This window comes from Sphingorhabdus lacus (genome assembly GCF_009768975.1).
Lineage (GTDB): Bacteria > Pseudomonadota > Alphaproteobacteria > Sphingomonadales > Sphingomonadaceae > Sphingorhabdus_B > Sphingorhabdus_B lacus.
The window spans coordinates 747,683-771,737 of the sequence record NZ_CP035733.1; the positions used below are offsets into that span (position 1 = coordinate 747,683).

The 24,055-nt window shown below is 55.1% G+C and carries 22 protein-coding genes; 2 read left to right on the forward strand and 20 right to left on the reverse strand.

The window, feature by feature from the left end; all coding sequences use genetic code 11:
* Window positions 1-3: 3 nt before the first annotated feature.
* The 10 genes from cysK to EUU25_RS03515 all read right to left on the reverse strand — a co-directional run bounded on the left by cysK (window position 4) and on the right by EUU25_RS03515 (window position 11,323).
* Window positions 4-924, reverse strand: coding sequence for a cysteine synthase A (cysK, locus tag EUU25_RS03470; protein WP_158898317.1), 921 nt, complete (start codon window positions 922-924; stop codon window positions 4-6).
* Complete coding sequence (locus EUU25_RS03475) at window positions 921-2,243, reverse strand: MFS transporter (protein ID WP_158898319.1); 1,323 nt, start codon at window positions 2,241-2,243, stop codon at window positions 921-923. The genes cysK and EUU25_RS03475 overlap by 4 nt, the downstream gene beginning before the upstream one ends.
* 72 nt (window positions 2,244-2,315) lie before the next feature.
* Window positions 2,316-3,458: an aspartyl/asparaginyl beta-hydroxylase domain-containing protein gene (locus tag EUU25_RS03480; protein WP_158898321.1), complete on the reverse strand. Its 1,143-nt coding sequence runs from the start codon at window positions 3,456-3,458 to the stop codon at window positions 2,316-2,318.
* Between the two features lie 88 nt (window positions 3,459-3,546).
* Entirely contained in the window at window positions 3,547-4,878 is a 1,332-nt protein-coding gene (locus EUU25_RS03485) for a cyclic di-GMP phosphodiesterase (protein WP_158898323.1), read from the reverse strand.
* The gene (locus EUU25_RS03490; RefSeq protein ID WP_281347002.1) at window positions 4,872-5,528 is read right to left on the reverse strand and encodes a PilZ domain-containing protein; all 657 of its coding nucleotides are present in this window, start codon (window positions 5,526-5,528) and stop codon (window positions 4,872-4,874) included. The genes EUU25_RS03485 and EUU25_RS03490 overlap by 7 nt, the downstream gene beginning before the upstream one ends.
* 214 nt (window positions 5,529-5,742) lie before the next feature.
* Window positions 5,743-6,633, reverse strand: a complete 891-nt coding sequence (locus tag EUU25_RS03495; protein WP_158898327.1) for an alpha/beta fold hydrolase — start codon at window positions 6,631-6,633, stop codon at window positions 5,743-5,745.
* 74 nt (window positions 6,634-6,707) lie between these two features.
* A complete protein-coding gene (locus EUU25_RS03500; protein WP_158898329.1) occupies window positions 6,708-8,996 on the reverse strand; it encodes an ATP-dependent helicase in 2,289 nt (762 codons plus the stop codon).
* 10 nt (window positions 8,997-9,006) lie between these two features.
* A complete protein-coding gene (locus EUU25_RS03505; protein WP_158898331.1) occupies window positions 9,007-9,930 on the reverse strand; it encodes a DMT family transporter in 924 nt (307 codons plus the stop codon).
* Window positions 9,927-10,478: a 16S rRNA (guanine(966)-N(2))-methyltransferase RsmD gene (rsmD, locus tag EUU25_RS03510; RefSeq protein WP_246162889.1), complete on the reverse strand. Its 552-nt coding sequence runs from the start codon at window positions 10,476-10,478 to the stop codon at window positions 9,927-9,929. Before rsmD ends, EUU25_RS03505 begins: the two co-directional genes overlap by 4 nt.
* Window positions 10,478-11,323, reverse strand: a complete 846-nt coding sequence (locus EUU25_RS03515) for a pseudouridine synthase (protein ID WP_158898333.1) — start codon at window positions 11,321-11,323, stop codon at window positions 10,478-10,480. The genes rsmD and EUU25_RS03515 overlap by 1 nt, the downstream gene beginning before the upstream one ends.
* 127 nt (window positions 11,324-11,450) lie before the next feature.
* Between EUU25_RS03515 and EUU25_RS03520 the strand changes: the two genes are divergently transcribed.
* Entirely contained in the window at window positions 11,451-13,016 is a 1,566-nt protein-coding gene (locus tag EUU25_RS03520) for an AmpG family muropeptide MFS transporter (protein ID WP_158898335.1), read from the forward strand.
* A 10-nt stretch (window positions 13,017-13,026) separates the two neighbouring features.
* Here the strand turns inward: EUU25_RS03520 and EUU25_RS03525 are convergent, their stop codons facing one another.
* From EUU25_RS03525 to purB, 10 genes are all read right to left on the reverse strand, one after another.
* Window positions 13,027-14,364, reverse strand: coding sequence for a bifunctional folylpolyglutamate synthase/dihydrofolate synthase (locus tag EUU25_RS03525; RefSeq protein WP_158898337.1), 1,338 nt, complete (start codon window positions 14,362-14,364; stop codon window positions 13,027-13,029).
* A 132-nt stretch (window positions 14,365-14,496) separates the two neighbouring features.
* Complete coding sequence (gene accD, locus EUU25_RS03530; protein ID WP_158898339.1) at window positions 14,497-15,351, reverse strand: acetyl-CoA carboxylase, carboxyltransferase subunit beta; 855 nt, start codon at window positions 15,349-15,351, stop codon at window positions 14,497-14,499.
* 2 nt (window positions 15,352-15,353) lie between these two features.
* On the reverse strand, window positions 15,354-16,139 hold the full coding sequence (trpA, locus tag EUU25_RS03535) for a tryptophan synthase subunit alpha (protein ID WP_158898341.1): 786 nt from the start codon (window positions 16,137-16,139) through the stop codon (window positions 15,354-15,356).
* Entirely contained in the window at window positions 16,136-17,377 is a 1,242-nt protein-coding gene (gene trpB / locus EUU25_RS03540; RefSeq protein ID WP_158898343.1) for a tryptophan synthase subunit beta, read from the reverse strand. Before trpB ends, trpA begins: the two co-directional genes overlap by 4 nt.
* Window positions 17,364-18,041, reverse strand: coding sequence for a phosphoribosylanthranilate isomerase (locus tag EUU25_RS03545; RefSeq protein WP_246162891.1), 678 nt, complete (start codon window positions 18,039-18,041; stop codon window positions 17,364-17,366). Before EUU25_RS03545 ends, trpB begins: the two co-directional genes overlap by 14 nt.
* A gap of 23 nt (window positions 18,042-18,064) precedes the next feature.
* The gene (locus EUU25_RS03550) at window positions 18,065-18,430 is read right to left on the reverse strand and encodes a bleomycin resistance protein (RefSeq protein WP_158898345.1); all 366 of its coding nucleotides are present in this window, start codon (window positions 18,428-18,430) and stop codon (window positions 18,065-18,067) included.
* Between the two features lie 65 nt (window positions 18,431-18,495).
* Window positions 18,496-18,942: a hypothetical protein gene (locus EUU25_RS03555; RefSeq protein ID WP_158898347.1), complete on the reverse strand. Its 447-nt coding sequence runs from the start codon at window positions 18,940-18,942 to the stop codon at window positions 18,496-18,498.
* Window positions 18,943-18,979: 37 nt separating this feature from the next.
* On the reverse strand, window positions 18,980-19,654 hold the full coding sequence (gene pyrF, locus EUU25_RS03560; RefSeq protein WP_158898349.1) for an orotidine-5'-phosphate decarboxylase: 675 nt from the start codon (window positions 19,652-19,654) through the stop codon (window positions 18,980-18,982).
* On the reverse strand, window positions 19,651-19,956 hold the full coding sequence (locus EUU25_RS03565) for a hypothetical protein (protein WP_158898351.1): 306 nt from the start codon (window positions 19,954-19,956) through the stop codon (window positions 19,651-19,653). The genes pyrF and EUU25_RS03565 overlap by 4 nt, the downstream gene beginning before the upstream one ends.
* A gap of 306 nt (window positions 19,957-20,262) precedes the next feature.
* A complete protein-coding gene (gene purB / locus EUU25_RS03570; RefSeq protein WP_158898353.1) occupies window positions 20,263-21,573 on the reverse strand; it encodes an adenylosuccinate lyase in 1,311 nt (436 codons plus the stop codon).
* Window positions 21,574-21,699: 126 nt separating this feature from the next.
* Here purB and parC point away from each other — a divergent pair, with 126 nt between their 5' ends.
* Window positions 21,700-24,024, forward strand: a complete 2,325-nt coding sequence (parC, locus tag EUU25_RS03575) for a DNA topoisomerase IV subunit A (RefSeq protein ID WP_158898355.1) — start codon at window positions 21,700-21,702, stop codon at window positions 24,022-24,024.
* Window positions 24,025-24,055 lie beyond the last annotated feature (31 nt).

The window sequence follows — 24,055 nt, forward strand, 5'->3', positions numbered from 1 at the left end:
TCCTTATTCGACGGGCAGAAAATCGGGGACGGAAAGATACCGTTCCCCGGTATCATAGTTGAAGCCCAAAATCCGGCTGCCTGCAGGAAGGTCGGGCAGCTTCTGCGCGATTGCAGCCAGCGTTGCCCCGGAGGATATGCCTACCAGCATGCCTTCCTCCCGTGCCGCGCGGCGTGCTGTTTCCTTGGCAACGTCAGGGTCGACTTGGATGACGCCGTCCAGAAGCGCTGTGTGCAGATTTTCAGGAATGAAGCCTGCCCCGATACCCTGGATTGCATGCGGTCCCGGCTGTCCGCCGCTAATAACAGGGGATAGGGTAGGCTCCACGGCGAACACTTTCATGTTCGGCCATGCCTTTTTCAGGACCTCGGCACAGCCGGTAATATGGCCGCCGGTTCCAACTCCGGTGATCATCGCGTCAATCGGCGTGTCCGCAAAATCTGCGAGGATTTCCTGCGCTGTGGTGCGGACATGGACGTTGATGTTCGCCGGGTTTTCAAATTGCTGAGGCATCCACGAATTTGGCGTCGCCGCCACCAACTCTATCGCACGCTCAATTGCGCCCTTCATCCCTTTTTCACGGGGGGTAAGGTCAAACGTCGCGCCATAGGCCAACATCAAACGCCGGCGTTCCAGCGACATGGACTCGGGCATTACAAGGACTAGCTTATATCCTTTCACCGCCGCTACCATAGCAAGCCCGACGCCAGTATTTCCTGACGTCGGTTCGATGATGGTGCCGCCGGGTTTCAGACTTCCGTCCTGTTCGGCTGCTTCGATCATCGCAAGCCCAATACGGTCCTTGATTGATCCGCCGGGATTCGACCGCTCCGACTTCACCCACACTTCCGCGTTAGGAAACATACGTGCAAGCCGGATATGCGGGCTATTGCCGATGGTCTCGAGGATGGATTGGGCTTTCATGGACTTTTTCCTCTATATTGCGGTTCAAATGTTCGGGCATTTTTGAGCTCTGGAAATAGCCACGCCCAAGCGCCTGTTACTATTATGGCACCTGCTCCGCCAAAAACAACCGCACCGACTGGACCAAGCAGAGCCGCCGCAACACCGGACTGTAACTCGCCCAATTCGTTAGATGCGGAAATGGCGAGGCCTGATACTGAACTCACACGCCCTCGCATATCGTCGGGTGTGTTCAATTGCACCAAGGACGAGCGGACATATACCGAGAGCATGTCGGAAGCGCCAAGCAGGATAAGCATGATGAGCGCCACAGCCATGCCAGCGCCCATATTCAACGCAGCGATCCGGCCATCGCCGAAGACATGCGTGCCGATCTCGTGACTCAATCCAAACCCGATTGTCGCCAATCCAAAAACCACAACGGCCCACAGCATTTTGCTACCGACATTGTGACGCAAAGGGCGAAAGGTCAGGAGCAGTGCAACAAGCGAAGCGCCTATGGCCGGTGCGGCTCTCAGTTGGCCGAGCCCATCGGGCCCGACCTGCAAGATGTCGCGGGCATATACGGGCAAAAGCGCGGTTGCCCCTGCCAACAGCACGGCAAACAGATCAAGTGTTATCGCCCCCAGCAAAAAGCGTTCCGACCAGGTATAACGTATGCCATCGATCATTTGCCGCACCGGATGAACCTTGCGCTCCATGGGAGGCGGATACACCGGCTTCACGAAACTGAGGCTGGTCGAGGCCAGCAATAACAATGCGGCGGAGACCCAATAAGGCGTAGACGGATTTGTCGCAAAAAGAAGCCCTCCGGCAGCGGGGCCGAAGACCGATCCGACCTGCCAAGCAATAGAGCTCATTGCGATCGCACGGGGCAGGGAAGTGGGCGGTACGATATTGGGCGCAATTGCCGACATAGACGGGCCAACAAACACCCGCGCAACCCCATGCAACGCTGCGAATACAAAGAGCAGGGGTAATGTCAGGGTGTCGCTGTAGGTGAACCAACCCAAGGCCAACGCCACAAGCATGTCGATGGAATTGGCAACTCGCGCCACGGTACGACGTTCCCATCGGTCCGCTGCCCAACCGGCGACGGGTGTCAGAAGTGCCAAAGGTACAAATTGGAATAGCCCGAGTAACCCTAACTGCAGCGAAGCTTCACGGATCGACATGCCGTAATCGCTGCGCGCAATGTCATAGGCCTGATAGCCGATCACGACGACCATCCCCATCGTAGCAAGCACCGCCGTAAAGCGTGCCAGCCAGTAAAAGCGGAAATCAGCTATCGCGAGAGGATGGATTTCTTTGGTGGTCATTAGCTTTTTAAAAAGGAAACAGGATGGTGCTTTTTCGCTAGCTATCAAATTAGCATTTGCAACGAATTGATTTCAGATTTCCTCGGGGACACCTTGGTAGAGGTTGATCGTTTCGAACAGTGCGGTCAGCGCTTCGCGTTCAGCGACACTGATTTCCGGTCGCCAAACCTCAAACAACAATACGACCCGCGTCTCCTTACTGCGATTCCATGCTTCATGTTCGATACTGTCATCGAATATGAGTGCTTGGCCATCTTTCCATGCTCTCGTTTCACTCCCGACACGTAAGGCACAGTTTTCCGGTATGATGAGCGGGATGTGGCAAATCAGGCGCGTGTTGAGCAACCCGTGGTGGGGCTTGATATGGGTGCCGGGTTTTAACAGAGACCAAAGCGCAATGGGCGATCGTTTGTCGATCCGCGGCATCGGTGCCAATTCTAAAGCGGCCATTGTTGTCGGACAGCGCGTTGCGTGCTCTTCGACAATTTCGCCGCTCTTCCAGAAATAATAGGCACCCCAACTCGGGTCGTTAATCAAGGGGTTGGCGGCATGCGGTCGGTCACCGCTTGATTCAACATAGGGTGCAAAATCTTGCCCGTCGGATAACACCGAGACCAACTCGGCGCGCATCGCTGGGATTTTTGCTTCTATTTCGCCAATCCAGTCAAATTCGGACCGCTCGTAAAATTGTTTTTGAGGCAAGCCCGGAAAATAGAAGCTTGAGGGCTCCTGGAGATATAACTGCTTCTTACCCAACAAAAGATCGATTGCATTTTGGATGCGCGCTTCGCCAGCGACGCCGCTTTTCTGAAGGCTATCGAGCAAGTGCTGCTCAAATCGTTTTTGGCTCTCCACCACAAAATTTTCCGCACGTTGCAGCATTGGCCGCAACGCTATGGGAATGTCACTTTGCGAAGACGCCTGATTTAGCGCGGCTTGGAAGAACGCACTTGCTGCGCGGTCGTCGCCGAGCCGTGCTTTCAACTCCGCCGTCAGAATGAGGGCGGGTATGTCACGGCTATTCAATTTCAATTGCGCTTGAAGGGCGGCTTCTTCCGTTTCGGTATCGCCGATCATATTACTGGCTTGCGCAAGCATCAGCCAAGGCCGCTCTTGTTCGTCGATTTCCAAAAGGAGCCTGCGCGCGGTATGTCCATCTCGCCGCTGCAATGCACCGCGGGCTTCGTCCGCTAAAGATTGGCTTTGATCGCGCATAGCCTTTGACTTGCCAAATATTGTCGCGGCTGACCAGCGTAAGATTGCACTGCGGGATCAGGTGCGGTTTTCGGCTTATAAAAAAGGCTTAGGCAAATTCGCCTTGATGAAGGGCTTCCTTTGCCAATGCCTCAATAGCGGGATCGGGATCATAATAAGTTGCATGAAACTGGATTGTACCTGAATCCCTGATAATCTGGATGTCCCGGTTTTCGACCGCACTTCGGCTCGGAAGATCGTAAAAGATTCGAACCAAGGGCATCGAATAATCTTCCGGGTCCTCACCGATAACAACGGCCAAGGTTTCGTTCGTCAAATGCACAATACTTCCGATTGGAAATATTCCGAGGCTTTCGACGAAAGCGCGCAACAACTTCTGGTCAAAATGGCCATTCCAACTCATCATTTTTGCCAAGGCCATCGCACCCGACAATGGTTTGTTGTAGCTACGCTGGGACGTAATCGCGTCATATACATCACAGATTGCAGCCATGCGCGCTGCCAAACTGATATTCTCTCCGGATATGCGGAAAGGATAACCGCTACCGTCCATTTTTTCGTGATGATGCAAGCATACATCTAGCGCCGTCGGGGTGCCGCAGTCTGCTTGTAACAGTATAGCATGTCCTTTTTCCGGATGATTCCGGACAACCTTCCACTCATCGTCATCCAATTTTCCCGCTTTGTTCAATATGAGGTCCGGGATCGACATCTTGCCAAGATCATGCAGCATGCCGGCTAAGCCTAAGTCTTTCACAACGGCTTCTTCTAGACCTAATCTCCGCCCCAAATTTATCATAAGGGCGCATACGGATACCGAATGAAGGTAGGTATATTCGTCTTTAGTTTTTAGCCGCGCAACGTTGAGAATAATCGACGGGTCCTTGTTTACGCTTTTCGAAATCTGGGAGACAAGGCTGGATATTTTATCCGTCGTGATTGCTTTACCCAAACGAGCGTCTTCAAACAGATTAATAACTTCTGTTTTGGACCTCTCCAGCATTTTCGTGGCGCGCCTCATTTCGGTAGCCCGCGCATCGCCAAGCAATGGCGTCCGCCTAATCTCCGGCTCCGGAATAAAAAATGCACTTGGCATTTGAGGTGTGTTTAATTTGCGGCCTGTCACCTGAGGCGGACTTATTTCCAGTGGCCCCGATGCAAAAGTTGTATCCTGTGTGAGAGAAGCCTCCGCGTCGACGGGTTTTACTGATTTCTCGTCATCCGACGCTGCCGAAAACCCGACGCCTTTACTGTCGTCGATCACAATCACTTTGGGACCGGCATTCAGCAGTGCTTCCAAATCGGATTGGTCGCGGATCAGGAACCGGCGGCTCCAAAAGGGATGTTCATACCAAGCTAGGTCCAGTGAATGGACATACATTCCAACCGATAGCTGTTCGGCCCCAACTTCAATCAGCATGTCCCGTCCCGAAAGTGCGAACTCTCCTGTTGCAGAAGCCACATTTCCAGTTCGTGATATTTGAAGGGGTTGACCAGCTTGAGACCGGCCGACTCCTTGTTGCACCAGACAACCTTAGCCCGATGCCGGGGCAGTCCCGATGGTTCAATCATCACCGTCGCGCCAAGCACCATATTTTTTACGTCAACAACACGCATACCTGATGCCGAAATGTCGATGATCTGGCATTGCAAGCGCTTTTCGCCATGCTCAACCATGGCTGGTGCAAAACAGCAGTACCGTGGAGGCCGCGGTTTAATGCGCTTAATGCTAACTTCCGAGCGCTTCCAGATTTCATTAAGGTCAATGGCTTCGTTAAACTCGACCCCCGCCTGTGCATCCCGGATCCAGCGTATGGTACCTTTGGATTTCAAATTGGATCGAAATTCGATCTCGATCGGCTGGCCGACCTTTAGGCTGATCAGCGACTCAATATTGGCACCTTTGCTCGATATGTTGAGGATGCGGCACGGCTGTTGGCGGCCGGATGTTTCCAGTTTCGCCGTGAGCATAACGGACACCTGGCGGTTGGCTGACCGGCGCTCCCTTGCCGGAGCGCATTCGTCGACCGCTGAGCTCGAAGCTGTATTCAACGAATAGTTCAGTTCCATGAAATGGTCCGTTTCTGGGGTGTTTCGAAATGGTCACCGTGCATTTCATGGAATTACGGCAATCGGTTTCAAAACTTTAGCGCTGGGACCCTGAAAAAGAGCATCTTATCGGGAAGTTACAAATTCGAATTTATTGGTTATTTTATCGCAATGCAGAGGAGGACCTAAAACAGAAATGACCCGTCCCCTGCAGTGATAGGTGGTTAAGACGGGTTTAATAGCTGCCCATGGGCAACACGGGATCGACCATCTGTTCCTCTATGATGTGAACGCGAACTTCTTCGCCATTTAGAAAAGCCATTAGATCGCCGATCAATCGATCTCTGTCCGTTTCAAAAAGCCCATGTGGAGAACCGGAATATTCAACCAGTTGGACGTCATCAATCAACGAAGCAGCCATGCGCCCGGTGGGTTCGATCGGCACGGTTTTATCAGCAGTCCCATGGATAATTAGCGTTGGGACTTGAAAAGAGGGGAGATCAGGGCGGAAATCGGTGGTCGAAAATGCCTCGGCACATTTCAGCGTTGGCCGTAATCCCGCCTGCATCGTCAAGCGCCAAGCCCAATCAAGGACTGCTGAACTAACCGGCTTGCTGAACCAGCCGACACCGAAAAAATCGTTCAAAAATGACTTCATGAAGGCTGGACGATCATCAAGCATTTGCTGGGACATCTGGTCGAAGGTTTCTTGTGGTACGCCGTCAGGATTATCATCTGACTGCAACATATATGGGACAACCGACGAAATAAGCGCCGAACGAACGACGCCGGCGCCATTATGCCTAGACATATATCGGGCGACTTCGCCGCCACCCATGGAAAAGCCAACTAAAGTGACGTTTTCGGTAGTACCGGTCGCTTGCAGCACGTCGGCCAAGTCATCGGAAAGACTGTCGTAGTCATACCCATCCCATGTCTGTTCCGAACGCCCGAAACCGCGCCGGTCATAAGAGATGACCCTACGTCCGGCATTAGCCAAAGCATCCGCAACCGGATCCCAACTGTCAGACGATAGCGGCCAGCCATGGATCAGGACAACTGGATCGCCTTTCCCCCAGTCTTTTACGTAAAGCCATGCGCCGTCGCGTGTTTCAATCATCGCCATGTCGGTTCTCCTTTTCAAAAGAAGGAAACGCCGAATGCGAATTCACGTTCCATGATGGCGTGGATGTTTTGGAATCAGGCGATGGAAATGAAACTATCCATTACGCGCTTGCGACCTGCGACCTCAAAATCGATTTCCAGCTTGTTGCCCTCGATCTCTGCGATCGTGCCGTAGCCGAACTTTTCATGGAACACGCGCATGGCTACGGAGAGGTCACTGCGCCCCTTATTGCCCAAGCTGACTGCACTACGCGTGTTTTCGGCGATACGTTGCGGGCGGGGGTTGAAGCCACCGCTGGTCGCGGCGCGCTGCCATCCGGGGCCGCGCGCGTTGCTGCGGCCTTGGTTGGAGGCCGCGAGATGAGCGAAGGGATCGGCCTGTTCGGACCAATTGGCGCGCCACAGCGACGCTCCGCCGGTCATCGTCTGTTCGGCCTCTATATGATCGAGCGGCAGTTCTTCGATAAACCGGCTCGGAATGCTCGACGTCCATTGACCATAGATGCGGCGGTTGGCGGCATGGATGATCGTGCATTTACGCCGGGCACGGGTGATCGCGACATAGGCCAGGCGGCGCTCCTCTTCCAATGAGGCTAGTCCGCCTTCATCCAAGGCGCGCTGCGAAGGAAAAATGCCGTCTTCCCAACCGACCAGGAATATATTGTCATATTCAAGGCCTTTAGCTGCGTGGATCGTCATGATCGTTACACTGGCACCCGGGTCGCCGCGGTCATTGTCCATGACCAGACTGACATGTTCCAGAAACTCGCCCAGGGTTTCATATTCCTCCATTGCGCGCGCAAGTTCGTTCAGGTTTTCAAGCCGTCCTGATGCTTCCACGCTACGTTCGGCCTGCAACACGGCGGTATAGCCGCTTTCGTCCAAGATTAGGCGCGTCAGGTCAGCTGGGGTCATGCGCGATGCCTCGTCCCGCCAGCGGGCGATGTCGACGACAAGGTCGGCGAGCGATTTGCGCGCTTTGCCGGAAAGTTCGTCCGTTCCGACCAGTCGGGTGGCGGCAACGCTAAGTGGAGTTTGGTCCGCGCGGGCGACGATGTGGATCTTTTCCACAGCCTTATCCCCAATGCCGCGTTTGGGGACGTTGACGATGCGTTCAAAGGCGAGGTCGTCGGCGGGTTGGTTGACTATCCGCAAATAGGCGATGGCATCACGGATTTCGGCACGTTCGTAAAAACGGAAACCGCCGACTATGCGATAGTTCATGCCGATCTGGATGAAGCGGTCTTCAAATTCGCGGGTCTGGTGCTGGGCGCGGACGAGGATGGCGACGCTGTCGAGGCTCTCGCCCTTATATTGCAGGCTTTCGATCTCCTCACCGACACGCCGTGCTTCTTCAGGACCATCCCACACGCCGATGATGCGGACCTTTTCGCCTTCATCCAGTTCGGTCCACAAAGTTTTGCCCAGACGCGCGCTGTTGGCGTCGATCAGGCCGCTGGCCGCGGCAAGGATATGCGGCGTGCTGCGGTAGTTTTGCTCAAGCTTGATGATCTTCGCGCCCGGAAAGTCCTTTTCGAAGCGCAGGATATTTGCAACTTCCGCTCCGCGCCAGGAATAGATGCTTTGGTCGTCATCACCGACGCAGCAGATATTCTTTCGCTTTTGCGCGAGCAGACGCAGCCAGAGATATTGGACTGCGTTCGTGTCCTGATATTCGTCCACAAGTATATATTTGAACTGCGCCTGATATTTCTCAAGAATATCGCGATTGTTCTTGAGCAGGTTCAAACCATGTAGCAACAAATCCCCGAAGTCGCAGGCATTTAGGGCCAGAAGCCGAGCCTGATACAGCGCGTACATCCGCTGTCCCTTACCATTGGCATAGGCTTCATTGTCGGCTGCATCGAGGTCCGATGGCGATTTTCCGGCGTTTTTCCACTTGTCGAGCAAAGCCGCAAGGCCGCGGGCAGGGAAACGTTTTTCATCAAGGTCTTCGGACTGGATCAACTGCTTTAAAAGGCGGATTTGGTCGTCGGTGTCGATGATGGTGAAATTGCTCTGCAAGCCGATAACCTCGGCATGACGGCGGAGCAGTTTGGCACCGATGCTGTGGAACGTTCCGAGCCAAGGCATACCCTCAACTGCCTCGCCTACCATCGCACCAATCCGTTCACGCATCTCGCGCGCTGCCTTGTTGGTGAAGGTCACGGCCAATATCTCTGACGGCCACGCCAACCGCGTGTACAGTATCTGCGCCATACGCGCAGTTAAGGCAGCAGTCTTGCCGGTGCCCGCACCGGCCAACAGGAGGACTGGGCCTTCGGTCGTCAGCACAGCTTCACGTTGTGGAGCATTAAGGCCATTCAACCACGGCGGATCAATTTGGGGGCTAGCTTCGGGCATTAGCGAACAGTTAGTGAACGGAACGCCTCGGCGCAAGCTTTGCAAACAGCCGTCCGTCGATTGCGACCAGACCCAACGCAATCAGCGTCGCTCCTAACATTTCCTTGACCGAAACCGACTCGCCCAAGGCTACGACGCCCAGAAATATAGCAACAACTGGCATGATGAAGGCCACCAGCATAGCGTTCGATGCGCCCGCCCGGTCGATAAGCCGGAAATAAAGGAAATAGGCAAAGGCGGTTGATGGAATGGCAAGGCCAATCGCGCCAATCCATGCATCCCATCGGGGAAAGGGCAGGGTCCATGGATGGTCGAACACCATCATAAAAGGCAGGATCAGGATCGCGGCGGTAAATACCTGCCCGGTCGCGACAACAATCGGTGTCATGGTAGACTGCGACAAAGTGCGCCCGTAAATCGCCGCCAAGGCATATAGAACCGTCGCGCTGAGGCAGGCGATCTGCGCCAGAACGTCGCTGGTCATACCTTTAAGCGCGCCGGTCCCGACCATCACAACGATACCTGCGAGACCGAGCAATACACCCAATATCCGCGACGGTGTTGCCTTTTCATCCCGCGTAAACAGATGTGCCAGCACCACTCCCCATAAAGGCGTTGTTGCGTTCAATATCGATCCAAGACCTGTGCTGATGTAAGATTGTCCCCAGAAAAACAGCATGAAGGGGAAGGCAGCGTTCAATCCGCCCAAGACGAACAACTTCCGCCAACTCCTGCCATCAGTGGGTAGTCTCTGTCCCAGATATTTGAGCGCCAGCAACATGAATGGCACAGCGAGGGCCATGCGCATGAAGGCGAGGGTAATGGGCGGAAAGCTGCGCAAGCCGAGCGCGATCATTAAAAATGCACCGCCCCATAGGAGCGACAGGAAAAGGATGATGCCCCAATCCCCACCTGTCATTTTGGGAGTGGTCAAAGCGTGTCGTCCGGACGAAGCAATGTCAGCCGCGCTTTCCCGACATCGCGGACCGTGTCGATTGCAAAGCCTTTGACGTCGATATTCTCTTTAGTGTCCGTTTCGACGCTTATCCATGCCGAAGGGGCGAACCAGCGCAATCGCGCCAGTTTGTCGAGTGCAACGGATCCAGCGCCGCTGGCGTAGGGTGGGTCCATCAACACAAGGTCAAATGGCTTGATAGCCGAACCCAGAGATAGCACCGAGCCGCGACGGATGTCAGACTGCGACTTGGCACCGAGCTTGTCGATATTGGTTTCCAGCGCCTTCAGCGCATTGGCATCCTGCTCGACAAATGTGCAATGCGCCGCACCACGCGACAAGGCTTCGAGCCCCAAGGCACCTGATCCGGCAAACAGATCCAGTACGGCCAAATCGTCGAACGAACCCAGGCGACTGTTTAACATGGAAAACAGCGTTTCGCGGGTACGATCCGCTGTCGGGCGTGTCGTATCCCCCTTGGGGGCCACCAAAGGGCGCGACCGCCACTGGCCGGCAATGATCCGCATTATTTCAACGTCTTTCGAAACTCGATCAGGTCCACCCTGCGCACCTCTCCGACAGTGCCAGGTGCCATATCGCCCAGTACAAAGGGTCCGTACCGCGTGCGGATCAGGCGGCTTACTTCAAGGCCGAGATGCTCCAAAACGCGCCGTACTTCGCGGTTCTTGCCTTCGGTCAGGGTCATTTCGATCCAGCCATTGCGTCCGGTCCGCCGTTCCAGATTGGCGTCGATCTGACCGTAGCGAACGCCCTCTATCTCGATACCGTGGATCAACTCTTCCAACTGCTCCTGCGTCACATCGCCGAAGCAGCGTGCACGATAGGTGCGTTCGATTCCGGTGGAGGGTAACTCCATCTGCCGTTTGAACTCGCCATCATTCGTCAGCAGCAGCAGACCTTCTGTGTTCAAGTCGAGCCGTCCAATCGGCATCAGACGCGGCAAATCCTTGGGCAAAACATCGTAGATGGTTTTGCGACCGCTGAAATCACGTTCGGCCGTCAAACACCCTTCGGGCTTATGAAAAAGATAGAGCTGCGTAGGCGCCGGCTGCCCCACAGCCTTCCCGTCCACGGCAACACCATGGAGCGATTTTAGCAAGGTTGCGGGGGTTTCTACCTTCTCGCCATTCAGGGTTATCCGGCCATCGGCGATCATCCGTTCAATTTCTCGTCGCGAAGCAACGCCGGCGCGTGCGAGCAATTTCGCGATGCGTTCCTCTCCATCGGCGCGTTCCAATGCACCCTTGGAAGGAGCTGCATCGGGCCTTGGTTTGCGCACAGGCTTTTTGTCCCAGCGCAAGCGGGGCGGTTTGGCGGCGCGCGCGGGCGCTCTGGTCGGTGGTTTGGCCATGGTAGCGCCTTTGACGCATTGCGATTGAAAAGTCACGTCACTGTTAAAGTCACTTCATTGTTAAAGTCACTGGCCATTCAGGAAAATGACGTTAGTCATTCATACAAAGAATATCGGAGGGGTCCGGATGTCGGTCGATTTAATACGCTTTTTCATTTTTGTTGCGATCCTAGCGTCTCTGCCAGTGATCGCCTTGCTTGTTCCCGCATTTCGTCCCTATCTCCGTAAAAATCCGGTCATTACCTTTCTTCTGGGAATATCGAGCGGCTTCCCGCTGACCCTGTTGGTCGCCACAATGACATTTTGGCTGGCAAAAGTTGGCATCGACACAGCGACGATTGGTTTCGCTGTGGCCTTGGGGATTCCGTACACAATCAAATTTCTTTGGGCACCTTTGGTCGACAAACTGCATTTGCCGATATTGACGAAAGCTTTCGGCCAGCGGCGCAGTTGGTTGTTCTTTGTGCAAGCGCTGCTGTTTTTCTCGATATGGCAATTGGGCGCAAGCAACCCTCAGCCGGGTAACATGACCCTGTTCGCCATTTGGGCCCTGATAACGGCATTCCTCTCTGCGACGCAGGACATTGTCATCGATGCGTATCGAATCGAGATATTGGAGGAAGACGAATTTGCACACGGAACCGCCACAAACCAATTTGGATATCGGACCGGTAATCTTATCGCAGGTGCCGGCACCATCTATTTCGCATCGCAGGAAGGATTGGGTCTTGGATGGGCCACAGCCTACGGATTGACCGCTTTCTGTATCATTCCCGCCATTATCGGCGCGCTTTGGGCAGGCCCGGGCAAATTTGTCGACCGGTTTGCACATGTGGCCGGCATGAAGCCGGGCCAGTGGTTGACAGAAGCGGTGGTTAATCCCTTCCGCGAGTTTCTGACACGCCACGGTGCGTTCATCATTTTGGGTTTCGTGCTGGTCTACAAAGTGGGCGATGCCATGGGGCAGGCGATGCTCAGTCCGATGATCGTCGATCTCGGCTTTTCCGATCTTGATTATATCTCGGCGAATAAGCTCTGGGGCTTTGGCGCACTGATTGTTGGTTCTGCTCTTGGCGCACCCTTCATATTGTGGCTGGGCATGGGCCGAGCACTCTTGATTTCCGGCTTGATGATGATGTTTTCGAATGTCATGTTCATGATCTTGGCGGCGTCCGGCAACAATTACTGGATGATGGTTGCCGCGATTTGCACCGAAAATATGACCAGCGGCATCGGTCTGACCGTGTTCACTACCTATTTGTCGGGGCTTTCCAGTATCGCCTACACAGCTACGCAATTTGCCCTTCTATCCTCCTTTGCAGGTGTTGGACGGACATTCATGGCGGGGCCTGCGGGTATCGTTGCCGAAAAGGTGGGTTGGGTCGGTTTCTGGGGCTTTACCGTTGTGGCAGCTATCCCCGGCATGATCCTGTTATGGGTATTGTGGAGCAAAGGCTATGTCGTACAGAGTATCCATCAGGTGGAAGCTGTCGACGAAAAGGTGCTGAAAGAACCGGTGGGCCCATTGCGCATCTTCGGCTTTGTCCTGGTTGTTGCGGGTTTGATCGGGCTTCTTCTGTCGCAACCCTTGGAACTAGCGAATAGCATCACAGCTATTTTTGCAGCGGTCTTGGCACTGGGTGGCTTGCTGGCTTGGAAGGGACAGGGAAAGCGTAAAACGGCTTCGCCCTGATTATCCGTTTTTAATCCGGAATCTGCTCATTCTCACGCAAAACTTCGCCCGCAAGATAGAGCGAACCGCAGATCAGAACGTCACCATTTACCTCTGTTGCCGCAATTCTATCCAAAGCCTCCGACACGGTCGCGACCGGGTTCGCGGTCAACACACCCATATCGTCTTGGACCAATAAGCAGATATCCTTTGGGTCATGATGTTCATGTCCGGGGATAGGCACAGCATGCAGAGAAGCGATCTTATCGGAAAACGGCTTTAGAAAACCGGCGACATCCTTGTTTTTAAGCATTCCTAGAATGACATGCACAGGCGGGCCGTTGGTTAGCAACTTTGCAATAGCAACGCCGGCATCAGGGTTATGGCCTCCATCCAGCCATAGTGTGCGGCCTTTTGGCAATTTGGCCTTCAACGGGCCGTCCGCCAACATTTGCATCCGTGCGGGCCAACGGGTCCATTCCATGGCAGCGGACAAAGCTGCCTCGGGGATGGCGAGCGCGGATTGGTGACGGAGCATCGCAACGGCAAGGGCCGCGTTATCCGCTTGGTGTATACCGGACATGCGGGGCAGGGGGAGGGTAAGCTTCCCTTTATCATCGCGGTAATGCAGGCGCCCTTCATAGACCGCGGCATCCCAGTCCGTTCCGCGCGCGAGCAGCTTTGCACCCGTCCGCTGGGCCGTCGCGCTGATAGTTTCGATCATCGATGCCGCGTATTTCTGAATGAGCAAGGGCGACCCTGCTTTTGCGATGCCAGCCTTTTCAAAGGCAATCCGGTCGAGCGGTGCGTCGGGTGTACCCGCCTCGGGCGCTAGCAGAAATGCTTCATGGTCGATGCCAAGCGACGCAATTCCACATGTGACAGGGCTTTCGAGAACATTGGTTGCGTCAAGCCGTCCGCCCAAACCGACTTCAATGATGCAGGCGTCTGCGGGCGTGCGGGCAAAGGCAAGGAATGCAACGGCGGTGGTGACTTCGAAGAAGCTCGCCTGCAATCCCTCGGCTTGGTCGAGCACTTCAGACAGCAGCGATGCAAGAGGTGCGTCGCCGATCAATTGCCCTGCAACGCGGATTCGTTCGTTAAAGCGCACAAGATGCGGGCTGGAATAAACATGGGTTGTCATTCCGGCAGCCTCGATGGCCGACCGTAAAAAGGCGCAGGTGGACCCTTTTCCATTAGTGCCCGCAACATGGAAGGTTGGAGGCAATTTTTGATGCGGATTGCCAAGCCTGTTGAGCAAGGCGGTAATCCGTTCCAAGCCCAGTACATCCCGGCCCGGGGACAGCATGGTCAGCCTGTCCAGCTGCGCTTGAACGGCAGGATTGGTGGAGTGGGCGTGGTCGGGCATTTTTGGCGGGATAGCTGCAGAACACCGCGACGTCACCCTGAACTTGTTTCAGGGTCTTATTATTTTGCCGTTTAACAACTAGGATACTGAAACAAGTTCAGGGTGACAGCCATGAGTAGTTGGACAATGCGCTCAGGCTGCCTTCTTCTCGGGCGCCAGAAATCCAATCAGCTGCGACAATACACCGCGCAGGTCGTGGCGGTGGGTGACCATGTCTATCATGCCATGTTCAAGCAGATATTCCGCGCGTTGGAACCCCTCGGGCAGTTTTTCGCGGATTGTCTGTTCGATCACCCGTTGTCCCGCAAATCCGATAAGCGCACCCGGCTCCGCGATTTGAACGTCGCCCAGCATGGCATAGGATGCCGTTACCCCGCCGGTAGTCGGATCGGTCAGTACGACGATATAGGGCAGGCCCGCATCGTGGAGCATCTGGATCGCGACGGTGGAACGCGGCATCTGCATCAGGGACAAAATCCCTTCCTGCATCCGTGCGCCACCTGCAGCGGTGAAAATGATATAGGGACATTTTGCACGGATTGCGGCCTTGACCGCATCGACAAAGGCTTCGCCCACAGCCATGCCCATGGATCCGCCCATGAAAGCGAAATCCTGAACGCTAACGACGGCAGTCTGGCCGTTGATTTCGCCTTTGGCGCTGATCATGGCGTCCTGCTCCCCGGTGGCGAGGCGGGCAGCTTTGATGCGGTCGATGTATTTTTTGGTATCTTTGAACTTCAACGGGTCTTCGCCCACCACGGGGGGCTTGAGAACATCATAGCTGTCATCGTCGAACAAGGCGGCGAAGCGCTCTGCTGGGCCGATACGACCGTGATGGTCGCATTTGGGGCAGACGGACTGGTTTTCCTCAAATTCCTTGAGGAAAATCATGGCATTGCAGCCCTTGCACTTGTGCCACAGGGTTTCCGCTGTTTCGCGTTTCGCGATGAAGGGGATAGCGTTGCGGACGCGGGTTACCCAGTTCATATTTACGCCTTTCTGGCTGCGACAATTGCGTGTTTCAGGGATGCCACATAATCCTGCAGCGCACCAGCGGCATTGCTGCCGTGCTGGGCGACCAGTTCCACAAGAGCAGACCCGACCACGACGCCATCTGCGACCCGGGCAATGTTGGCCGCCTGCTCCGGCGTGCGAACGCCGAAGCCGACGGCGACGGGCAGGTCGGTATAGGCTTTCAAGCGGGCAACCGCCTCATCAATGCTGGTTTGGGCAGCCTGCTGCAAGCCTGTGATCCCGGCGACGCTCACATAATAGAGAAAGCCGGAGGCGCCATCCAGCACCGCCGGCAAGCGCGCCTTGTCGGTGGTCGGGGTGGCAAGACGGATCAGGTCGATCCCTGCCGAGCGCAGTAATGGGCCGAGTTCGGCGTCTTCCTCTGGCGGGATGTCGACACAGATGACGCCATCGACGCCTGCTTTGTTGCACTCCGACGCAAACCATTCTCCGCCCCGGATCGTCATCGGGTTGGCATAGCCCATTAGGACCAGTGGCGTGTCGGGATGGCGCGTGCGGAATGCGGCGGCGATTGCGAAAATATCAGCAGTGGTGGTGCCAGCGCCAAGGCTGCGGATATTCGCCTCCTGTATTGCCGGCCCGTCAGCCATCGGGTCGGTAAACGGCATTCCCAGCTCGATCACATCCGCACCGCCAGCGACAAGCGCATCAAGGTTGGCCGCCGTGTCTCCATCGCCTGCGGTGATGAAGGTTACAAGAGCGGCGTGTGGTTTTGAAAATGCAGAGGAAAGGCGGGTCATATCGCCGTCCCCAAAGCCTCGGCTACGGTGAAGATATCTTTGTCCCCGCGGCCGCACAGATTCGCCAATATGATCTGGTCACGATCCATTTTCTTGGCCTCACGCTCGACCGCCGCGATGGCGTGGGCTGGTTCGAGGGCTGGAATGATGCCTTCGGTCCGGCAGAGCAATTGGAAGGCATTCAGCGCCTCGACATCGGTTACGCTGTCGTAGCGCACACGACCGATTTCCTTCAGCCAGCTATGCTCCGGCCCGATGCCAGGATAATCAAGCCCCGCCGAAATAGAGTGCGCTTCGGCAATCTGGCCGTCTTCGTCCTGGAGCAAATAGGTCTTGTTACCATGCAAGATACCGGGGCGACCGCCCGCGAGGCTCGCAGCATGCTCTTTTTCCAGACCATGTCCGGCGGCTTCGATGCCAAGCATCGCGACATCCTTGTCGTCAAGAAACGGATGAAACAGGCCAATGGCGTTGGAACCACCCCCGATGGCGGCGACCAGCATGTCGGGCAAACGACCCGTACGGCTCAACATCTGGGCGCGGGCTTCTTTGCCGATTACGCTCTGAAAATCACGGACCAGTTCGGGATAGGGATGCGGACCAGCCGCGGTGCCGATGATGTAGAAGGTATCATGCACATTGGCGACCCAGTCGCGCAACGCTTCGTTCATCGCATCTTTTAGCGTATTTGCACCCGACGTCACAGGAATGACCTCGGCTCCCAAAAGCCTCATGCGGAACACATTGGGCTGCTGCCGCTCGACATCCTTGGCGCCCATATAGATGAAGCAAGGCAGGCCAAAGCGCGCGCATACGGTGGCAGTTGCAACGCCATGCTGTCCCGCACCGGTTTCGGCGATGATCCGCGTCTTGCCCATCCGCATGGCGAGCAAAATCTGGCCGATGCAGTTATTGATTTTGTGCGCGCCAGTATGGTTCAACTCGTCACGCTTGAACCAGATTTGCGCGCCTTTGCCCTCGGGCGCCGTCTTGCGCACCTCTTCGGTCAGCCGCTCGGCATAATAAAGCGGTGACGGGCGTCCGACATAATGTTCCAGTAAATCGTCAAACTGCGCCTGAAATGCCGGGTCGGTTTTTGCAAGCCGGTAATGCCGTTCGAGATCGAGCACGAGCGGCATCAGTGTTTCGGCCACATATCGTCCGCCAAACTGGCCAAAATGGCCATTTTCGTCGGGTTGGTTGCGGAAAGAGTTCGGGGTGGGTTCAGCTATGGTCATGGTCGCGCACCGCTTTGCAGAACTGGGCAATCTTGTCCATATCCTTGATGCCGGGCGCTGATTCCACGCCTGACGATGTATCCACCATCGGCGCCCGTGTCTGGCGCAGCGCTTCGGCAACATTTGCCGGAGTCAATCCGCCCGCCAAACCCCAAGCCAATTCATGGCGATGCTCGGCAAGTAGCGACCAGTCAAACCGCATTCCGGTGCCGCCGGGAAGGGCTTGTGCCGGGGCATCAAACAACAATAGATCCGCCGCGCCGACAAAACGCGCGCTATTTTTCAACGTCTCTGCGTCTTTCACGCCAAGTGCCTTCCAAATTTCGACCGAAGTCGCACCCTTCAAAACTCGAAGCCATTCGGGTGTCTCTGTGCCATGGAATTGCACGACATCGGGCTTTACAATTTCAAGAGCCTTCGCCGTGTAACCGGGTTCCGCGTTGACGAGAAGCAAGACAACCTTCACTTGTTCCGGCGTCCGCATACGTAAGGCGGCGGCCTGCTCAAGCGGTACGTAGCGCGGGCTTTTCTCATAGAGATTGAGCCCGATATGGGTCGCACCGGCACGTGAGGCGGCATCGACACCGGCCTCATCCTTGAGGCCGCATATTTTGATTTGGGTTGGCATGTGCGCGCGGTTAGCCGAACCGGTGGCGTTCGTCATCCGGAAGTTCACGATCCGGCGTCTTAATCGGGATTTTGCACAAGTCGCAACAACGACCCGTCTAGGTCAACCAGATAGCCGACAACCAATCCGCTATGCTCCAGCTTTGGCGGATGTATTCTCGGCCAACCAGTTGTTTTTTCGGGAATACCGGCTTCTAGGCACATTCTATGAAACATATGGACATTGTCCAGTCGCAAGCAGCAACTGAACGAACTTTGTGAGGCGTCCAGATCGGGATAGCGGAAAAACTCAAGACAGACGCCGCCGCGCTCAAGAATCAACCAATTGCTGTCGTGCCAACTCGTTTCAAAGCCCAGTCGTCGGTAAAAATCGATCGTGTTCGCGTATTCACGGGACGGCAAATTAGGCGTTGCATAGTCAGTCACAGGAATGCCCTAATGGTTTTTAGCGAGTAAATAACTATTTTGACCCTGGCTTGCATCTGTCTTGTCTATCGCTTTAAGGGACGGGAGGAAATCACCTTTTCCACCAGCACAATGTTATTCGATGTGCCTAAGTGCCCGAAGCCATAGGGTCCGGGAAATAAGTTTCTACGTCCTTTGAATTTGACCCATATAAACGTCGCAGAGCTTGGCCCATATTGTGTTCGAAAGTTTGTAATTGGTGCGTTGGGCGGAAAAGCTGCGTTAGAAAACCTCATTTGTATCCACGTGTCGAAGTAAACTTCATCGTTGTAATAGTCTTGTATTTCGGTCTCATTTTCAAAAAATTGAGAACCTTCCATTTCCGACAACCATACACCTTCGTAAACGGTTGATGGCCCTAGAAATGTTGGCAATCCTTCAACAATATAGATACCCGGGATGGAGCTTTCGGTGGCTTGCTCAGAAATATCCGCACCCGTATCATGCCGTTGGCAACTGATAAAAAATGCCATCAAGCTGCCACAGATAATTGCTCGACCCAAAAGATGGCTACAACGTCCCGACAATAGCCCGCGCTGCTTCATCCGGATTTTCCGCCTTGGTAATCGGACGCCCGACTACAAGAACGCTAGCACCATCGTCGCGTGCTTGTCGTGGCGTCACGGTGCGTTTCTGATCGCCGCTATGGCCGCCTTCGGGGCGTAGTCCGGGAACGACGAAAAAGCCGTCTTTCCAGAGCTTTTTGACGGCTTTCACTTCATGACCCGAACACACAATACCGTCCAGACCGGCCTCTTGAGCGAGCGCCGCGAGGCGCGCTACCTGGGCGTCCGGGCTATCGGGCACGCCGACGCGGCTCAGGTCATGGTCGTCGAGACTGGTCAAAACAGTTACTGCGACAACTTTGGTATGGGCGCCTGCCGCAGCCTTGGCGTCTTCCATCATCGCGCGGCCACCTGCTGCATGAATCGTCACGATGGCGGGCTCGAGCGTATTGATCGCCTGCATCGCCTTTGCGACGGTGTTGGGAATGTCATGCAATTTCAGGTCGAGAAAGATCGGCAATCCCAGTTTCTGCACTTCATGCACACCATGATGGCCGTTGGCGCAGAAGAATTCGAGGCCCAGTTTTACACCGCCGACATGATGCTTGATCCGCTTGGTCAATTCCAGCGCATCTTCAAGATAGGGCGTGTCGATGGCGACGTAGAGAGGGTTGGTCATGCCGCATCCCCTGAAACATAGCTTGGCCGCGGTGTGACAGGTGGAGGCGGTGGGAATGCGGTAGTGCGTTGGTTCCCTTCCAGCGTCAAAATGCGCCGTTTCATCCGCCACAAAACTGTGCGGTGAATGAAATAAAGCGGGAAAAAGCCCAGCATGAACGCTGCAATGACGAGAGCCGGTAACTTTGTGTCCAACCGCAAACCGCCCCAAAGGCTGATCGAAACGGGCACCCAATTATTCGTTGCAAACACAATCAGGCCGACAATCACGGTCACCCAGATCAGTGTTTTCAAAAATCGCATGCTTGGTCAGCTCCTTTTGACTTACCTTATGGGATGTTTGCGACCTTGGGTAGGGGTAAGAACTGATTATTGCTCCAACCCGATCAAAATATCTAACCCGTCACCCTGAACTTGTTTCAGGGTCTATTTAACAGCCCACCCCTTGCTTGTCTTGGCAAGCCAAACGATGCCGCCTCGATTATCATTACGGCTACGCTACCTTTCACATTATGGGTAACTTTGCCCGATGGACCCTGAAACAAGTTCAGGGTGACGTGGGTGGTTGTGCGAAGTTATTACGTAGCGGCGCAATTACCAATCAATAACTTATCCAAACACCCGATCAAAAATGGTATCCACATGTTTGAAATGATAATCGAGGTTGAACCGGTCTTCGATCTCGGTAGCACTCATTTTTTCTGCGACGTCAGGGTCTGATTTCAGCAGTTCCAGAAGTGACAGCGCACCATCTGACTCCCATACTTTCATCGCGTTGCGCTGTACGATTGCATAGCTATCTTCGCGACTGATCCCGGCCTGTGTGAGAGCAAGCAGAACGCGCTGTGAATGAACAAGGCCGCCCATGCGGTCTAGATTCTTTTGCATGCGGGCGGGATAAACCAGCAGTTTCTCGACAACACCGGTCAAACGGCCCAGTGCGAAATCGAGCGTGATCGTCGCGTCGGGGCCGATATAACGCTCCACCGAGGAGTGCGAGATATCCCGCTCATGCCACAGCGCGACATTTTCCATCGCCGGGGTCACCGCGCTACGGACCATACGGGCAAGTCCCGTCAGATTTTCGGTCAGGATCGGGTTGCGTTTGTGCGGCATGGCCGAACTGCCTTTTTGACCTGGCGAGAAATATTCCTCCGCCTCCAACACTTCGGTGCGTTGCAGATGACGAATCTCTATGGCGAGCCGTTCTATGGACGATGCAATAACGCCCAGAATTGCAAAAAACATGGCATGCCGGTCACGTGGGATAACCTGTGTTGAAACGGGCTCAACCGATAGCCCTAGCTTCGTGGCCACATGCGCCTCGACCTTGGGGTCGATATTGGCAAATGTGCCGACGGCGCCTGATATCGCGCAGGTCGCAATCTCGGCTCTGGCGGCGACCAGACGTTCGCGTCCACGCGCAAATTCGGCATATGCCTGCGCCAGTTTCAATCCGAAGGTCACGGGTTCTGCGTGAATGCCATGGCTACGGCCGATCGTGGGCGTAAATTTATGCTCCATCGCCCGCGCTTTCAGGGCCTCTAGCAGCGCATCCATATCGGTCAGCAGAAGGTCGGTTGCCTGCGTCAACTGCACAGCGAGGCAGGTATCCAGCACGTCGGATGATGTCATGCCCTGATGCATGAAGCGTGCTTCATCGCCAACCTGTTCGGCAACCCATGTCAGGAACGCGATAACGTCATGCTTGGTGACCGCTTCGATGGCGTCGATTGCCGCTACATCGATAGCAGGGTTTGTCGCCCACCAGGCCCAGAGGGCTTCGGCAGCTGATTTGGGCACGACGCCCAGTTCCGCAAGTGCGTCCGTTGCATGCGCCTCGATTTCAAACCAGATGCGGAACCGGTTCTCCGGCTCCCAGATTTTGGTCATGGCGGGGCGGGAATAACGAGGGATCATGGGCGCAGCTTTCAGCAGAATGTCAGAGTCGCGGCCCCGTTAGCAGAGCGGGCGTTTGATAACAAATCTGTGGATTGCTGAATTCGCTACTTTGCGCGTCGCGCAACCGCCGCTATCGGGGCTGCAATGTCCGATACAGTTGATACATTGCCCGAAGACCCGTTTGACGCCATCGTTGATGCGCCCTTTGATGCGGCTTTGTCCGAACGTTATCTGATTTACGCGATGTCGACGATCACCGCGCGGTCCTTGCCGGATTTGCGCGATGGCTTGAAACCGGTACACCGGCGGCTGTTGTGGGCGATGCGGTTGCTTAAGCTTGATCCGTCGCAGGGGTACAAAAAATGCGCCCGTGTTGTGGGCGATGTCATCGGTAAATATCATCCCCATGGTGACCAGTCGGTATACGATGCGATGGTGCGCCTCGCGCAGACATTTTCGCTCCGCTATCCGCTTGTCGACGGGCAAGGGAATTTCGGGAATATCGACGGCGATAATGCGGCGGCATACCGCTACACCGAGGCTCGTCTGACCAAGACGGCTATCGAGTTGATGAATGGTCTGGACGAAAATGCCGCTGATTTCCGTCCAACTTATAATGGCGAAGATGAAGAGCCCGAGGTTATGCCTGGGCTTTTCCCCAATTTGCTGGCAAATGGGGCAAGCGGCATTGCCGTGGGTATGGCGACCAGCATCCCTTCGCACAATGTCGCAGAAATAATTGATGCTGCGACGCTGTTGATTGACGAGCCTTCTGCATCGCATGAACAGATAATGGGAATTGTTCAGGGTCCCGATTTTGCAACGGGTGGCCTGTTGGTCGACAGCAAAGACGTAATCAGCGCCGCCTATGCCAGCGGTCGTGGCGCGATGCGGGTCCGCGCACGCTTTTCGACCGGGCGTGACGAGGCAGGCAACTGGGAACAAACCGGCGTTGAAAAGCAGTCGGGCGGGACATGGCAACTTGTGGTCTCGGAAATTCCCTATCAGGTGCAAAAGGGCAAGTTGATCGAGCAAATCGCCCAACTGATCGCCGATAAAAAACTGCCAATATTAGAAGACATTCGCGACGAGAGTGACGAACTCATCCGCATCGTGTTGGTGCCTAAAAGCCGTAATGTTGACCCCGATGACCTGAAAAACGCTCTATTCCGCCTGACGGATTTGGAAACCCGTTTTTCGCTCAATCTGAACGTGCTGGATGCAGAGCGCACTCCGCGAGTCATGGGCATCGGTGAGGTGCTGCGGCACTGGCTCCACCATCAACTGGAAGTTTTGGTGCGCCGTTCGCAGCATAGGCTCGATAAGATTGATGGCCGTCTGGAATTGCTCGAAGGCTATATCATCGCCTTTCTCAATCTGGACCGGATTATCGAAATCATCCGGACTGAGGATGAGCCGAAACCAGTAATGATGGACGAATTCCAGCTAAACGACCGGCAGGCAGAGGCGATCTTGAATATGCGTCTGCGGTCGCTGCGTCGGCTTGAGGAAATGGAACTCCGCCGCGAATTGGAAGAGTTGCGGGCGGAACGGGAAGATCTGGTCAAGCTGATCGAAAGCCCTGCGCGGCAAAAGACGCGGCTGAAGAAGGATTTGGCGGCGTTGCGTAAAAGCTACGCCGAGGATACGGAACTGGGTCGGCGTCGTACGTCGCTGGAAGAAGCCGGGCAGGCGCGGGAAATTTCACTGGAAGCCTTTGTCGAGCGCGAGCCGGTAACGGTCATCATGTCGAAACGGGGCTGGATAAAGGCCATGAAAGGTCATGCGGACCTGTCTGCAAAGGCAGATTACAAATTCAAGGAAGGCGATAGCCTAGCCTTCGCATTCCACACCCAGACGACGGACAAAATCCTGATTGCGACGGCAAATGGCCGTTTCTACACATTGGGCGCGGACAAATTGCCGGGTGCGCGCGGCTTTGGTGAGCCAGTGGGATCGATGGTAGATATTGAAGCCGGCAATGACATTGTTTCTGTCTTTCCTGCAACGGCCAATGGACGGATGTTGCTGGCGGCCTCGACGGGCAAGGGCTTCATTGCCAAGATGGCGGATGTGATCGCCGAAACCCGCAAGGGGCGTGGCGTCGTGACATTGAAACCCGGTGCGCGGTTAAAGGTTGTGCGTCCGGCACCGACAGAAACCACAGATGAAGCCTTGTTGAAGGACCAGTATCTTGCGGTCGTTGGTGATAATCGCAAACTGGTCGTCTTCCCGCTGAGCGAGGTGCCGGAAATGTCCAAGGGGCAGGGCGTAACACTACAGCGCTATAAGGATGGCGGACTTGCAGATACCATGTGCTTCCTTTTGAGCGAAGGATTGAGCTGGGCAATGGGTGGCGACAGCGGTCGGACACGAACCGAAAATGACATGTCGCTCTGGCGCGTGGCGCGCGGGGCCGCGGGAAGGCTGCCACCTCAAGGATTTCCGCGAAATAACCGGTTTGACTAATATCCTGTCGCGCAAAAATTAACCAAATATC

Coding starts and splice junctions, on each gene's coding strand:
- cysK (WP_158898317.1), bottom strand. CDS start 924: ATGAAAGCCCAATCCATCCTCGAGACCATCGGCAATAGCCCGCATATC.
- EUU25_RS03475 (WP_158898319.1), bottom strand. CDS start 2,243: ATGACCACCAAAGAAATCCATCCTCTCGCGATAGCTGATTTCCGCTTT.
- EUU25_RS03480 (WP_158898321.1), bottom strand. CDS start 3,458: ATGCGCGATCAAAGCCAATCTTTAGCGGACGAAGCCCGCGGTGCATTG.
- EUU25_RS03485 (WP_158898323.1), bottom strand. CDS start 4,878: ATGCTGATTGAAGTTGGGGCCGAACAGCTATCGGTTGGAATGTATGTC.
- EUU25_RS03490 (WP_281347002.1), bottom strand. CDS start 5,528: ATGGAACTGAACTATTCGTTGAATACAGCTTCGAGCTCAGCGGTCGAC.
- EUU25_RS03495 (WP_158898327.1), bottom strand. CDS start 6,633: ATGGCGATGATTGAAACACGCGACGGCGCATGGCTTTACGTAAAAGAC.
- EUU25_RS03500 (WP_158898329.1), bottom strand. CDS start 8,996: ATGCCCGAAGCTAGCCCCCAAATTGATCCGCCGTGGTTGAATGGCCTT.
- rsmD (WP_246162889.1), bottom strand. CDS start 10,478: ATGCGGATCATTGCCGGCCAGTGGCGGTCGCGCCCTTTGGTGGCCCCC.
- EUU25_RS03515 (WP_158898333.1), bottom strand. CDS start 11,323: ATGGCCAAACCACCGACCAGAGCGCCCGCGCGCGCCGCCAAACCGCCC.
- EUU25_RS03520 (WP_158898335.1), top strand. CDS start 11,451: ATGTCGGTCGATTTAATACGCTTTTTCATTTTTGTTGCGATCCTAGCG.
- EUU25_RS03525 (WP_158898337.1), bottom strand. CDS start 14,364: ATGCCCGACCACGCCCACTCCACCAATCCTGCCGTTCAAGCGCAGCTG.
- accD (WP_158898339.1), bottom strand. CDS start 15,351: ATGAACTGGGTAACCCGCGTCCGCAACGCTATCCCCTTCATCGCGAAA.
- trpA (WP_158898341.1), bottom strand. CDS start 16,139: ATGACCCGCCTTTCCTCTGCATTTTCAAAACCACACGCCGCTCTTGTA.
- trpB (WP_158898343.1), bottom strand. CDS start 17,377: ATGACCATAGCTGAACCCACCCCGAACTCTTTCCGCAACCAACCCGAC.
- EUU25_RS03545 (WP_246162891.1), bottom strand. CDS start 18,041: ATGACGAACGCCACCGGTTCGGCTAACCGCGCGCACATGCCAACCCAA.
- EUU25_RS03555 (WP_158898347.1), bottom strand. CDS start 18,942: ATGGCATTTTTTATCAGTTGCCAACGGCATGATACGGGTGCGGATATT.
- pyrF (WP_158898349.1), bottom strand. CDS start 19,654: ATGACCAACCCTCTCTACGTCGCCATCGACACGCCCTATCTTGAAGAT.
- EUU25_RS03565 (WP_158898351.1), bottom strand. CDS start 19,956: ATGCGATTTTTGAAAACACTGATCTGGGTGACCGTGATTGTCGGCCTG.
- purB (WP_158898353.1), bottom strand. CDS start 21,573: ATGATCCCTCGTTATTCCCGCCCCGCCATGACCAAAATCTGGGAGCCG.
- parC (WP_158898355.1), top strand. CDS start 21,700: ATGTCCGATACAGTTGATACATTGCCCGAAGACCCGTTTGACGCCATC.